General features: G+C 44.6%; 11 protein-coding genes and 1 pseudogene. 10 read left to right on the top strand and 2 right to left on the bottom strand.

All coding sequences use genetic code 11. The annotated features are described in order from the left end of the window. Positions 1–9: 9 nt before the first annotated feature. Genes QSJ37_RS07450 through narI form a run of 4 tightly spaced genes read left to right on the top strand, consistent with a single transcriptional unit; the run spans position 10 to position 6,441 of the window. The gene (locus QSJ37_RS07450) at positions 10–3,693 is read left to right on the top strand and encodes a nitrate reductase subunit alpha (RefSeq protein WP_285754548.1); all 3,684 of its coding nucleotides are present in this window, start codon (positions 10–12) and stop codon (positions 3,691–3,693) included. Then, positions 3,683–5,215 (top strand): nitrate reductase subunit beta, encoded by a 1,533-nt coding sequence (gene narH / locus QSJ37_RS07445; protein ID WP_285754547.1) that lies wholly within the window; start codon positions 3,683–3,685, stop codon positions 5,213–5,215. Before QSJ37_RS07450 ends, narH begins: the two co-directional genes overlap by 11 nt. After that, complete coding sequence (narJ, locus tag QSJ37_RS07440) at positions 5,190–5,720, top strand: nitrate reductase molybdenum cofactor assembly chaperone (RefSeq protein ID WP_285754546.1); 531 nt, start codon at positions 5,190–5,192, stop codon at positions 5,718–5,720. Before narH ends, narJ begins: the two co-directional genes overlap by 26 nt. 28 nt (positions 5,721–5,748) lie before the next feature. After that, positions 5,749–6,441: a respiratory nitrate reductase subunit gamma gene (narI, locus tag QSJ37_RS07435; RefSeq protein WP_285754545.1), complete on the top strand. Its 693-nt coding sequence runs from the start codon at positions 5,749–5,751 to the stop codon at positions 6,439–6,441. Positions 6,442–6,479: 38 nt separating this feature from the next. Here the strand turns inward: narI and QSJ37_RS07430 are convergent, their stop codons facing one another. Next, positions 6,480–7,190: a Crp/Fnr family transcriptional regulator gene (locus QSJ37_RS07430; RefSeq protein ID WP_285754544.1), complete on the bottom strand. Its 711-nt coding sequence runs from the start codon at positions 7,188–7,190 to the stop codon at positions 6,480–6,482. 500 nt (positions 7,191–7,690) lie between these two features. On the opposite strand from QSJ37_RS07430, the gene moaA reads away from it, so the two are divergent. Further along, positions 7,691–8,713 carry a GTP 3',8-cyclase MoaA gene (gene moaA / locus QSJ37_RS07425; RefSeq protein WP_285754543.1) on the top strand — a complete coding sequence of 341 codons (1,023 nt, stop codon included), beginning with the start codon at positions 7,691–7,693 and terminating at the stop codon, positions 8,711–8,713. 43 nt (positions 8,714–8,756) lie between these two features. Here moaA and ric read toward each other — a convergent pair whose 3' ends face one another. Further along, positions 8,757–9,470, bottom strand: a complete 714-nt coding sequence (gene ric, locus QSJ37_RS07420; protein WP_285754542.1) for an iron-sulfur cluster repair di-iron protein — start codon at positions 9,468–9,470, stop codon at positions 8,757–8,759. A gap of 342 nt (positions 9,471–9,812) precedes the next feature. Between ric and QSJ37_RS07415 the strand changes: the two genes are divergently transcribed. From QSJ37_RS07415 to QSJ37_RS07395, 5 genes and pseudogenes are all read left to right on the top strand, one after another. After that, positions 9,813–11,072 (top strand): molybdopterin molybdotransferase MoeA, encoded by a 1,260-nt coding sequence (locus QSJ37_RS07415; RefSeq protein ID WP_285754541.1) that lies wholly within the window; start codon positions 9,813–9,815, stop codon positions 11,070–11,072. Next, positions 11,069–11,578: a molybdopterin-guanine dinucleotide biosynthesis protein B gene (gene mobB, locus QSJ37_RS07410; protein WP_285754540.1), complete on the top strand. Its 510-nt coding sequence runs from the start codon at positions 11,069–11,071 to the stop codon at positions 11,576–11,578. Before QSJ37_RS07415 ends, mobB begins: the two co-directional genes overlap by 4 nt. Then, positions 11,575–12,045, top strand: coding sequence for a molybdenum cofactor biosynthesis protein MoaE (locus QSJ37_RS07405; protein ID WP_285754539.1), 471 nt, complete (start codon positions 11,575–11,577; stop codon positions 12,043–12,045). Before mobB ends, QSJ37_RS07405 begins: the two co-directional genes overlap by 4 nt. Then, positions 12,042–12,272, top strand: coding sequence for a molybdopterin converting factor subunit 1 (gene moaD / locus QSJ37_RS07400; protein ID WP_285754538.1), 231 nt, complete (start codon positions 12,042–12,044; stop codon positions 12,270–12,272). The genes QSJ37_RS07405 and moaD overlap by 4 nt, the downstream gene beginning before the upstream one ends. 5 nt (positions 12,273–12,277) lie before the next feature. Beyond that, positions 12,278–13,007: pseudogene (locus QSJ37_RS07395) on the top strand (YwiC-like family protein). The last annotated feature ends 184 nt before the right edge of the window (positions 13,008–13,191 follow it).

Below are 13,191 nucleotides of genomic sequence, written 5' to 3'. Positions count from 1 at the left end.
CATGCTGACATGAATAAGAAACCTTCACCGCTGCTAAAAAAGCTAAAGTATTTTGGCAAATCCGAAAAAAACGCTGGCCATGCCGAGGTATCACCGTATGGTCGCGACTCGGAAAAAGTGTACCGCCGTCGTTGGCAGCATGACAAAGTAGTTCGCACAACCCATGGAGTGAATTGTACTGGTTCCTGCAGTTGGAGGGTGCATGTGAAAGACGGCATTATTGCTTGGGAAACACAGCAGACCGACTATCCGACAACCGGACCAGATATGCCGGAATACGAACCGCGCGGCTGCCCAAGAGGAGCAAGTTTTTCATGGTATACATACAGCCCGCTAAGAGTCCGCTATCCGTATGTGCGCGGAGCGCTTTTAAAGCTATGGAGAGAAGCATTAAAAAAAGAAGGAGACCCTGTTTCCGCATGGAAATCGATCGTGGAAGATCGCGAGAAGGCAAAACGGTATAAAAGCGCACGCGGAAAAGGCGGATTTATCCGCGCGAATTGGAATGAAGTCAACACAATGATTGCGGCTTCGCTTATTTATACGATTCAAAAGTATGGACCAGACCGTATTTTCGGTTTTTCACCTATCCCGGCGATGTCGATGGTAAGCTATGCCGCCGGTGCGAGATTTATAAATTTAATCGGCGGAGCGATGCTTAGTTTTTATGATTGGTATGCCGATCTTCCGCCTGCTTCCCCGCAAATATGGGGCGAACAGACGGATGTTCCGGAAAGTTCTGATTGGTTTAATTCGAGCTACATGATCGTGTGGGGATCAAACTTGCCGCAGACGCGCACTCCGGATGCCCATTTTTACGTAGAGGCGCGCTACCGGGGAACGAAAGTGGTCGCTGTGAGCCCGGATTATGCGGAGTTTGTCAAATTTGCCGACAACTGGCTTCCAATTCAGCCGGGAATGGACGGGGCGCTGGCGATGGCCATGACGCACGTCATTTTAAAAGAATTTTATGTCGATCGGCAAATAGATTACTTTACAAATTATGTGAAAAGGTATACGGATTTGCCGTTTTTAGTCATGCTTAAAAAACATGGAGATCATTATGCGGCAGACCGCTTTTTACGGGCAAGCGACATTGGCATGCCGCTACGTTACGCACAATGGAAGACGGTCGTATGGGATGAAAAGTCGCAGACTTTTGCCGTGCCAAACGGAACGATTGGGCATCGGTGGGAAAATAACGGGAATTGGAATTTGCAGCTCGATGACATGGACAATAAACGAATTGGCCTCGATCCGGCATTAACGTTTTTAGGAAAAGAAGATGATATTGTTACGATTAAAATTCCGCATTTTGAAGTAGAGAAAAAATCGGTGCTAGAACGCGGCGTTCCTGTAAAAGCAATCAAGAAAAACGGAGATACGCTGTATGTAACGACCGTTTTTGATTTATTGCTGGCCAAAACCGGTGTTTCCCGCGGACTGCCAGGTGATTATCCTGTCGATTATAATGATCCGAAACCCTATACGCCGGCATGGCAGGAAGCGATTACTGGCATTGATCGAAACACGGCGGCGCAAATCGCGCGCGAATTTGCGCAAAACGCGATCGATTCGAAAGGTCGTTCGATGATTGTCATGGGCTCGGGCATCAACCATTGGTATCATTCCGATGCCATCTACCGTGCGATTTTAAACCTTGTTTTGTTAACGGGTTCGCAAGGAGTAAATGGTGGTGGATGGGCGCATTATGTCGGACAGGAAAAAGTGCGGCCGCTGGAAGGCTGGCAGACGATTGCGATGGCGCGCGACTGGGGAGGACCGCCGCGTCTGCAAAACGGAACATCGTTTTTCTATTTTGTAACAGAGCAGTGGAAATACGAAGATCAAAAGATGGACGAACATATTTCTCCGTTGTTTGATCAGCCGCGTTATCAGCATGGCGGCGACTATAACTATTTAGCGGTTCGTTTAGGGTGGCTCCCATCTTATCCGCAATTTAACGCAAACAGCATCACGTTAGTGGAAAAGGCAAACGCAAAGACAAAAGAAGAAGCGATTCAATATGTGGTCAATGAAATAAAACAAGGAAATTTAACGTTTGCGATCGAAAATCCGTCCGACCCAATCAACTTTCCGAGAGTGATGTTTGTTTGGCGCGCCAATTTGATCGGCAGCTCGGCAAAAGGCCATGAATATTTTTTAAAACATTTGTTAGGGACACATCACGCAAATTTAAGCGGACAAAACGATGGGCTAAAGACGAGCGAAATCGTTTGGGATGAGGATGCACCCGAAGGAAAGCTCGATTTAATGGTAAACATCGATTTTCGCATGAATGGAACGGGGCTGTATTCCGATATCGTCCTTCCGGCAGCCACCTGGTATGAAAAATATGATATAAGCAGCACCGATATGCATCCGTTTGTGCATCCGTTTAATCCAGCGATTGCCCCGCCGTGGGAAGCGAAATCGGATTGGGATTTCTTTAAAGGACTAGCGAAAACATTTTCGGAAATGGCGAAACACTATTTTTCCGCTCCAATCAAAGATGTCGTGGCAACGCCGCTTTTGCATGATACACGAGATGAAATCGTCCAGCCGTTTGGAATCGTGAACGATTGGAAAGACGGAGCGAGCGACCCGGTTCCAGGAGTGAATTTTCCGCGCCTTCACATCGTGGAACGGGATTATGCTGAAGTGTACAACAAATTTGTGGCGCTCGGCCCGATGGTTCGTGAACAAATCGGAGCGAAAGGGCTCAGCTGGAACGCCAATGAAGAATACAAATGGCTGCTTGATACGGCCGGTTCTTCCTCGCTGACAGGGCCGTATAAAGATTGTCCAAGCCTGTTGACCGACCGTGACGCTGCGGAGGCGATATTGGCGTTATCGAGCGCGACAAACGGTTCGCTGGCGCTGAAAGCTTGGGAAGAGATGGAAAGAAAGACGATGCAAAAGCTAAAAGATTTAGTGGAAGAACGGGCGGAAGAGCACATTACGTTCCAAGCGATTACATCACAGCCGCGCCAAGTGTTAACTACTCCTGTATTTAGCGGGAGCGAAACAGGAAACCGGCGGTACTCCCCGTTTACGACCAATGTCGAGCGGCTCATTCCATGGCGGACGTTAACGGGAAGGCAACATTTTTACCTTGACCATGAATTAATGCTGGAGTTTGGAGAAGAATTGCCGACGTTTAAAGCACCATTGCGAAAACTGGCTTTCTACGAAAAGGACCATCGTCCGAAGGTAAGCGGCAAAGAAATTGCGCTCCGCTATTTAACGCCGCACTTTAAGTGGTCGTATCACAGCACATATGGAGATACGCTCCCGATGTTAACGATGTTTCGCGGCGGACCGCATGTATGGATGAATAAAGACGACGCAGAGGAAGCAGGCATTGCCGATAACGATTGGATTGAAATGTATAACCGCAACGGTGTTGTCGTTGCACGGGCGGTTGTCAGCCACCGGCTTCCGCGTGGAGTTGCGTTTATGTATCATGTGCAAGACCGTTATATTAATGTTCCAGGTTCGCCAATCAGCAAACTTCGCGGCGGCACGTTTAACAGCCCGACGCGCATTCATGTAAAACCGACGCAAATGATTGGCGGCTATGCGCAATTAAGCTATGGCTTTAACTATTATGGGCCGACAGGAAACCAGCGGGATGAACAAGTCATCATTCGCAAACTTGAAAAAGAGGAAGTGAACTGGCTTGAGGATTAAGGCGCAATTTGGGATGGTGATGAATTTAGATAAATGCATCGGCTGCCATACGTGCAGCATTACATGCAATAACACGTGGACGAATCGTCCCGGAGCGGAGTACATGTGGTGGAATAACGTAGAAACAAAACCGGGAATCGGCTACCCGAAAGAGTGGGAAAATCAAGATTTGCGTAAAGGCGGCTGGGTGCTCAAAGACGGGAAGCTCGAGCTGCGTGCCGGCGGCCGGGTAAACAAACTGTTAAATATTTTCTATAATCCGGATATCACCCCGATTGACGATTATTACGAGCCTTGGACATATGATTATGAAAATTTGATTAACAGCCCGGAAAAACAACATCAGCCCGTTGCCAGACCAAAGTCGCAGCTCACTGGTGAATATATGGAAATTAAGTGGGGGCCGAACTGGGAAGATGACTTGGCAGGAGTATTTGAGACAGGAAAAAGCGATCCAAATATAAAAGGCATTGAAGAGAAAGTGAAGTTCGAATTTGAGCAAACGTTTATGATGTATTTGCCGCGCATTTGCGAGCATTGCTTAAACCCGCCATGCGTTTCCTCCTGTCCATCGGGTGCGATTTATAAACGGGATGAAGACGGAATTGTGCTCGTTGATCAGGATGCGTGCCGAAGCTGGCGTTTTTGTATGACAGGCTGTCCGTATAAAAAAGTGTATTTTAATTGGAAAACACATAAAGCGGAAAAATGCACGTTTTGCTTTCCGCGCATTGAGACCGGTCAGCCAACGATCTGCTCAGAAACATGCGTCGGGCGTCTCCGCTATATCGGCATTGTTTTTTATGACTTAGATAAAGTGGAGGCTGCTGCCTCGGTTAAGGATGAAAAAGATTTATATCAAGCCCACTTAGATGTATTTCTTAATCCGTATGATCCGGAAGTGATTGAAGCGGCGCGTGAAGCAGGATATACCGATGATTGGATTGAAGCGGCACAGCGCTCCCCGGTTTATAAATTGGCGGTGGAACAAAAAATTGCGCTTCCGCTTCATCCTGAGTATCGCACATTGCCAATGGTTTGGTATATTCCGCCGCTAAGCCCAATCATGGGAGCATTTGACGGCGGATTGGACGACATTAATGCTCACGTCATTTTTCCAGCGATTGATCAAATGCGCATTCCGATTGAATATTTGGCGAACTTGCTTGCAGCAGGAGATACGGAAGTGATTCGCACGGTGTTGAAAAAAATGGTGGCGATGCGAAGTTATATGCGTACCGTGAACCTGGGGAAAGAACCGGATAAGAGCATATTGGATAAAGTGGGAATGGATGAACATACGGTGAAAGAAATGTACAAGCTTTCCGCTGTTGCGAAATATTCCGACCGCTATGTGATTCCTTCTTCACATCGCGAGAAGGCAGATAATATGTTTTACGGACAAGGAGCAGTCGGTTATGAATTTATGGAATCTTGTTCCGGCTGTTCGGGATATGACGCGGAAAACTTTCATCAATTTTATTGGAGTGATATCGATGGAAGAGAACCGGAAAATTTTTAAAATCGCCTCGATTTTGCTGCAGTACCCGAAACAAGAGTGGATCAGTGATGAACAATTATTCCATGAAATTTCTTTGCTAAGCAACGAAAGTGTCCGGAAACTGTTTATGCAGTTTCTGGACTACTTAAAAACAAACGAAATAGAGACGTTATGCGAAACATATGTGAATACGTTTGATTTTAACGATAAAACCACAATGTATTTAACTTATCATCTATTTGGCGATCAGAAAGAGCGCGGCCAAGCCTTTTTAAAACTAAAAGAGGAGTTTCGCAACGCCGGTTTTGATCTATTGGACGAGGAGCTGCCAGACTATTTGCCAGTTGTTTTAGAATTTGCGTCTGTCGCTCCCGAAGAGCATGCAAAGAAGATGCTTCTTATTCATAAAACAACCATTGATAAAATTGCAGAGGAACTAAAATTAGCGAATAATCCGTATTATCTTGTCATGGATGGCTGTGTAACCGGAATCGTTTCATTTTTAAAGGAGAAAAAAGCCTCTTAACAATATGAACATGAATGGAGGACGCACGATGAGTTTACTTGATCAATTTCTTTGGGTAATTTATCCGTATCTCATGCTTACATTATTTGTCGTTGGTCATATTTACCGTTATAATACAGACCAATTTGGCTGGTCGGCAAAATCAAGTGAGTTTCTTGAAAGCAGACGGTTGCGATGGGGAAGTATTCTTTTTCATTGGGGAATTATATTTGTTTTTTTCGGGCACGTAGCTGGGATACTGATGCCAAAACCATTTTATGAAACAATCGGAATTACGGATGAAATGTATCACTTCGGGGCGGTTTGGTTCGGCGGCGCAGCTGGGGTCGCGACGGTCATCGGTGTTCTGTTGCTGCTATGGCGGAGGTTAAGCGTTCGTCGTATTTTCCGCAACAGCAGCAAAAGTGATTTCCTTGCATTGCTTCTGTTAACCATCGTCATTTTAACGGGATTTACCAATACAGTAGGATATACTGCTACGGGAGGAACGTTTGATTATCGCGATACGATTGGCCCATGGTTCCGAGGGATTTTAACGTTTCGGCCGCTGCCCCAACTGGTAAGCGATGCCCCGTTAGGATTCCAAATTCATATTATTACCGCCTTATTGCTGTTTGGCATCTGGCCGTTTACCCGTCTTGTCCATGTTTGGAGCGTTCCGCTGACGTATTTAAATAGACATTATGTTGTATATCGCCGCATGCGTGCAAAGAAGATTTAAAAACACCCTCCTTTTCCATTCGAAAAGGAGGGGTGTTTTTATTCAATGCGACAAATATCCACCGGACAGTTTTCGCATTGAATTTCCTTCTTTAAATAGTCGAGGTCATGGATCGTAATTTTTCCTTTTTTAATGGAAAGAACACCTTGCTGCTTTAACACGTTTAACATGCGGTTGACGCTTTCGCGGGTGGTGCCGCAAAAGTTGGCTAAATCTTGATTTTTCAGTGTTAGGTCAATTAGAATGCTGCCGTTATCAAGCGTAACGCCATAGCTGTTGCACATGCGGATGAGCGTGGAATAGAGCGCTCCTTTTTTGCCGTGCATAATTAAATCGCGAAATTTCGTTTGTGTCCGACGCGCATGCATGCTGACCCATTGCATATATTCATAAGTAAGTGAAGGATTGGTGAGGAGCTCTCGTTCTAAATCATCTTTTTTAATGACTGCCACTTCACCATCTTCGATTACTTTTGCTGTTAACAAATAGCGAGGGTCTGTTGTAAACAATGTTAGCTCGCCGATAATTTCCCCAGAGCCGCAGATGCGGAAACACATCTCTTTTCCGTCAGCGCAAATTTTGCTCATTTGCACTTTACCTGAAAGAATAAGATATAGTTCATCAGCATCCATTCCTTCTTGGAATAAAAATGTTCCTTTTCGTATTTTGACTGTATGTTTCGCAGAACGGAGTAATTCACGCAAATGGCCAAAGCGATCATGGTTGTGCAACGTTTTTGCTGCAAGCATTTTTTTCACCTCAATGGTTTGTTGTTACTTCCATTGTAGGAAACAAGGGGTTGGTTTTGTTGTGAAGAAAATCACATTTTGTTGTATTTGTGATCATTGTCACAATGATGTCACAAAATATTTTTTGAAACCGTTTTCATGATTGTTATGTTAAAATGTGAGTAACGTCACAACATTTCTCTTATCTTTCTTGTATAGTAAATGGGAAAATGTCATAGTGTTGTTGAAAGAGGTTTTTAACATAACTGGATTTTATTGTCGATAAAAACGACATTCATTTCCAGAGTCATTGTGGTTCTCCTTGGAACCGTTATCGCGAAATGGATGGCACGGCATGCCGCCGGTTTAAAGGGAAAATCGTAATAGAAACGGTGCTGAGGCTTCCACTAGTGTTTCCGCCATCGGTCATTGGTTTTTTGTTTTGTTTGGAAAAAACAGCGGTATTTACATGGTTAATTATGTGCGACAAACTTTAAGTTCAATTGAAAGGAGGAGGCGGTATGGGAAAATGTCAATCGGTGATTGTCGACCAATGGAACCGTCCGCTTCGCGATTTGCGCATTTCAGTAACAGACCAGTGCAATTTCCGATGCGTATATTGCATGCCGGCAGAAATATTCGGCCCGAATTTCCGCTTTTTGCGTGAAGACGAATTATTAACAATCAAGGAAATGGTGCTGCTTGCGGAAAGTTTTGCGGAACTTGGGGTGGAAAAAATTCGCATCACCGGGGGAGAACCACTGTTAAGACGCGACTTAGACTTATTAGTAGAACGGCTGGCGCACATTTCCGGCATTCGCGATATCGCTCTTACTACGAATGGGATTCATTTAGTGAAATGGGCAAAACGTTTGAAAGAAGCGGGGCTAAAGCGCGTCAATGTCAGCCTGGACGCGTTAGATGACGAAGTATTTAAAAAGATGAACGGGGTTGGCGTCGGGGTCAAACCGGTGTTAAAAGGGATTGAAGCAGCTCGGGAAGCCGGGCTGGGCGTCAAAGTGAACATGGTCGTCAAAAAGGGAATGAACGACTCGCAACTCATTCCGATGGCGAACTATTTTAAAGAACGAGGCATTACCCTCCGCTTTATTGAATATATGGACGTTGGCACGACAAACGGATGGGATTTTTCCCATGTGGTAACGAAAAAAGAAATGTATGAACGCCTGCAGCAAATGCATCCGCTTGAGCCGGTGGAAAAAGCCTACTTCGGCGAGGTGGCAAGCCGCTACCGATATGTTGGCACGAACGTGGAAGTCGGCTTTATCGCTTCGGTGACCGAATCGTTTTGCCGCAGCTGCACCCGGGCGCGCATTTCCGCCGATGGCACGCTGTATACGTGCTTGTTTGCTGCAAGCGGCGTTTCGTTAAAAGAAAAACTGCGTTCCGGGGCCGATAAAGAAGAAATAAAGAAAATGATTGCATCGACATGGAACATGCGGACAGACCGCTACTCGGATGAACGGACGGAGCAAACAGCAAAAACGCGGAAAAAAATTGAAATGTCTTATATTGGCGGATAAACAAACCGGACTTGCTCGTTATGTGGAGCAGTCCGGTTGTTGTTTATTGGGATGCTTCTGTTTCATGAAGAACACGCGGAAATAAAATGTTATTTTCCAAATGGATATGTTCCAATAAATCTTCTTCTAGTGCTTCTAATCGGTTGTAGACAAGACGGTACGTCCGGCATGCATCTTCTGGCGGGGTGAAGTCATTTGTAATCTCACGAATCGTTTTGATGATATCGCCAGCAACATCATGCTCATTGATAAGTTCGCGAATTGCTTGTTTCATCGTTTCTCTGTTTTCTGGAGTCGGAGTTTCTTCAAATTGTAAAATAAGCGGGAAAGCATGAGTTTCTTCTTTGATCGTATGCTGCTCGAGTTCTGTTTTCAGCTCGTTAAACAACTTATGAATTTGTGCTAGATGCGGGTGATGCGCCCCATGAACGCGAAGCACTTTTGTTACGTAAGGGCTAAGATTAGGCAATTCTTCCGACAAGTAACGGTGATGTTTTTGGATAATATGGTCGATCAGTTCACTATAAGAAGCTTCCGACCAATTTTTTTCATCTTTTTCAAGCGATTGCGCATAAAGAGTATTTAATTGTTCTAATATTGCTTTGCCGTCTAAGTTTCGTTCTTGTATCGCTTCTTTTAACGGACGCTGCCCACCGCAGCAAAAATCAATTTTGTATGCTTTGAAAATATCGCTTGCTTTTGGAAACTGTGCTACGATATCACCGATGATCGATTGTTCTGTAAACCGTTTTTCCATGATCGGCCCCCCACTTTTTATAAATCATTACAATCCAAGTATATTTCCTTTTCTATTTCTATGTCGTGATGCATATCACACATATATTTATGAATAGATTTTGAACAAATCATGTTGAACTGCAAAGGAAGTGAGAAAATGTGATTAATCTCACAAATGGACTTTTTCCGTTTCCGTACAATAGAACACAAGATGAATCACAAACTTATTCTTCTGCAAGAGACAGGACTTTCAAGTTTAACTTATATAATTGAAAAAATAAAGGGAAAGATTGATAATATCAATACATTTGGAACAAGGATGCATAAATGGAAATCAATATACAGGAAGAGGGATAAAATCATGGAAGAAAGACGAACTCTTATTCCAGTAACAGAGGCAATCCAAAAAGTTATGAAGTATGCAGGAACAGGAGAAGTAGAAACGGTTTCATTAGAAGAGGCATATGGACGGTATTTGGCGGAAGAATTGCGCGCTGACCATGACGTTCCGCCGTTTGACCGGTCACCATATGACGGTTTTGCGATACGCGCTGTTGATTCCGCAAAAGCAAAGCTTGACAATCCCGTAGAATTTGAAGTGATTGAAACGATTGGGGCGGGACAAGTAGCGTCGAAGACCGTTCAACCATTTCAAGCGGTGCGCATTATGACGGGGGCGCAAATTCCAGATGGATGCGATGCGGTTGTCATGCTGGAATTAGCGAAACAATATGAGAGAGACGGAAAAACATATATGTCGATCAAACGCCCCTTTCAGCCGGGAGATAACATTTCGTTCCAAGGAGAAGATGCGAAAAAAGGAGAGGTGCTCGTCCCAAAAGGAACGTTTATTAATCCAGGAGTGCAAGCATTGTTAGCGACATTCGGGTATGCTCGGGTGAAAGTCGCTAGAAAACCGCGAATTGGCATTTTCGCGACAGGCAGCGAGCTTTTGGACGTATCTGAGCCGCTCGTTCCCGGAAAAATTCGCAACAGCAACGCCTATATGATTCAGGCGCAAGTGGTTCGCAGCGGCGCGGAGCCAGTTTATTTTGGAAAATTAGCCGATGATGTGGATACATGTTTTACAGAGATACAAAAGGCGCTGCCACAAGTTGATTTTCTGATCACAACGGGCGGCGTTTCGGTTGGAGATTACGATTATTTGCCGGCCATTTATGAACGTCTTGGGGCAGAAGTGTTATTTAATAAAGTCGCGATGCGTCCGGGAAGCGTGACGACGGTTGCGCAGCTGAATGGAAAACTGTTGTTCGGTCTATCTGGCAACCCATCGGCATGCTATGTTGGATATGAGTTGTTTGTACGCCCGGTAGTGCGGACGCGGCTATTTTCACCAAAACCGTATTTACGGAAAGCGACGGCAACGTTGATGGCAGACTTTCCTAAACCGAATCCGTTTACCCGGTTCGTTAGAAGTTATGCAGCGATCGAAGATGGCCGGTTAACCGTGTCGCCTGTTGGGATGGATAAATCGAATATTGTCACATCGCTGGCAAAAGCGAATGCGCTGATGGTGCTGCCTGGAGGGACACGTGGATTTGAAAGAGGAGATACCGTCGATGTATGGCTGTTAGAAGATGAGGAAGGAAGTGACATATGAACGTTTGGCAAGTGGTCGGCTATAAAAATAGCGGAAAAACGACGCTTATTGAAAAATGGATAAAAATCGCGGCAGCCGAAGGATATCGTGTCGGAACAGTGAAACATCACGGACACGGCGGATATCCTGAAAGAAACGATTCCTATACGGATTCAAAGCGCCACGAGCAGGCGGGAGCAGTTGCCGTTTCAGTGGAAGGCGGCGGTTTGCTCGAGCTTCACGCATGGCAGCCTGCGTGGCCGCTAGCGCAAATTTTATCATTATATGAACTTTTATCGCTTGATTTCGTGCTTGTCGAAGGATACAAACATGAATCATATAAAAAGGTTGTAATGCTACGAAACCAAGACGATTGGGATTCGCTGTCACAGTTGTCTAATATTATTGCCGTTATTACGTGGGAATCTTCTTCGCGGCTATCTTTCATTCCATATCCTTTATTTTTCATCGATGATGAGGAAAGTTATTTACATTGGTTAATGAATGAGGTGAGAAAAAACGAATGAAGGAACGCCTTTTTATGATTACGGACAAGCCGATTTCCATTGAGAATGTGGTAAAAAAAGTGATGCGCCCCGAAGCCGGAGCGGTGACAACGTTCTTGGGAACAGTGCGCGAATGGACAAACGGAAAGCGGACCTTATTTTTACAATACGAAGCATATGTATCGATGGCGGAAAAAATGCTAGAACAAATCGGGGAGGAGATTCGCGAAAAATGGCCGGAAACGAAAGTGGCGATTACGCACCGAATCGGCAGGCTGGATATCGGCGATATCGCTGTCGCCATCGCCGTTTCGTCGCCGCACCGCAGCGACGCGTATGAGGCAAACCGATATGCGATTGAGCGCATTAAACAAATCGTTCCGATTTGGAAAAAAGAACATTGGGAAGATGGAACGGAATGGGTTGGCAATCAATTAGGGACGAAGGCGTATCCAGCGGGAAAGCCGGAAGGAGAGGATTTACGATGATTACCCTGCTCTTTTTTGCGCATTTACAGGAAGCGGTTGGAGAGGAGCGTATGGTGCTTCCTGACGTTCCCAAAACGGTAAATGAATTAAAGAAGGAAGTAGAAAAGCGTTATCACATTGATCTGAGACAAGTGATGATCGCGGTGAATGAGGAATATGCCCGAGATGATCAAACACTTCAGCCTGGAGATATCGTTGCCTTTATCCCACCGGTAAGCGGAGGGTGAGATCTATGAAAAACCGACAAAAACAAAAGTGGATTGTTCCGAAACAACATGGCGCTTGGGCAATGCTGATCATTCCGTTTGTATTAGGCGCGTATACAGGTGGATTGACATGGCTTCATCTGCCGTTATTTGTAGGATGGTTTTTCTTATACTTGGCGACATATCCGTTGTTGATGGCGGTAAAATTAAAACGTACACAAGAGTATATGTGGGCATTTTACCGCTACACTGCCATTGCTGCTGTGATATTGGCTATTTGTTTATGGTATGAGCCATCTTTATTTTGGAGTGGCGATGCTTCCGTTCTTTCTAATTAATCTTTATTATGCCAAACGGAAGCAGGAACATGCTTTTTGGAATGATGTTGCGGCAATCATTGTTTTTTGTGTTGCTGGCCTTGTCAGCTTTTATGTGGGGCGCGGGACATTAACGATAGAAGCGTTTGAACTAGCTGCTTTTTGTTTTCTCTTTTTCCTCGGAAGTACCTTTTACGTAAAAACAATGATTCGCGAAAAGAAAAACCCGATGTATAAATGGTTGTCATGGGGATACCATGGAATATTAATGATCGCGCTCGTTGTCATCGGGCGCCCGTTATTTGTTCTTGCCTATGTGCCAAGTGTTGTTCGAGCCGTTTATTTATATGGAAAATCGTTGCCGATTATGAAGCTAGGAATATTAGAAATTGCCAACGCCGCTTATTTTCTTATTGCCATGATCGTTCTTTACTCATAAAAACGAGGTGCGTAAGTGAACGCACCTCGTTTTTTTATTTAGTGTGTCCGATGATATACAGGTGTCCGAATATAATACACTTTTTTTCCATGAAACAAATATTGTGTTTTGCGGAAATAGTTATAAAAACGATTAAAAAATATTTAGAAAATAATTAAATATACATTTGATTTTATTTTTATAC

The organism is Parageobacillus sp. G301 (assembly GCF_030268025.1).
Taxonomy (GTDB): Bacteria; Bacillota; Bacilli; order Bacillales; family Anoxybacillaceae; genus Parageobacillus_B; species Parageobacillus_B toebii.
The sequence above is the reverse complement of the archived record's forward strand: the minus strand, read 5'-3'. Positions and strand labels throughout refer to the sequence as shown.

Bases quoted from the DNA above. Each gene is read 5' to 3' on its own strand.
- QSJ37_RS07450 (WP_285754548.1), top strand. From the start codon at position 10: ATGAATAAGAAACCTTCACCGCTGCTAAAAAAGCTAAAGTATTTTGGC.
- narJ (WP_285754546.1), top strand. From the start codon at position 5,190: ATGGAAGAGAACCGGAAAATTTTTAAAATCGCCTCGATTTTGCTGCAG.
- narI (WP_285754545.1), top strand. From the start codon at position 5,749: ATGAGTTTACTTGATCAATTTCTTTGGGTAATTTATCCGTATCTCATG.
- QSJ37_RS07430 (WP_285754544.1), bottom strand. From the start codon at position 7,190: ATGCTTGCAGCAAAAACGTTGCACAACCATGATCGCTTTGGCCATTTG.
- moaA (WP_285754543.1), top strand. From the start codon at position 7,691: ATGGGAAAATGTCAATCGGTGATTGTCGACCAATGGAACCGTCCGCTT.
- ric (WP_285754542.1), bottom strand. From the start codon at position 9,470: ATGGAAAAACGGTTTACAGAACAATCGATCATCGGTGATATCGTAGCA.
- QSJ37_RS07415 (WP_285754541.1), top strand. From the start codon at position 9,813: ATGGAAGAAAGACGAACTCTTATTCCAGTAACAGAGGCAATCCAAAAA.
- mobB (WP_285754540.1), top strand. From the start codon at position 11,069: ATGAACGTTTGGCAAGTGGTCGGCTATAAAAATAGCGGAAAAACGACG.
- QSJ37_RS07405 (WP_285754539.1), top strand. From the start codon at position 11,575: ATGAAGGAACGCCTTTTTATGATTACGGACAAGCCGATTTCCATTGAG.
- moaD (WP_285754538.1), top strand. From the start codon at position 12,042: ATGATTACCCTGCTCTTTTTTGCGCATTTACAGGAAGCGGTTGGAGAG.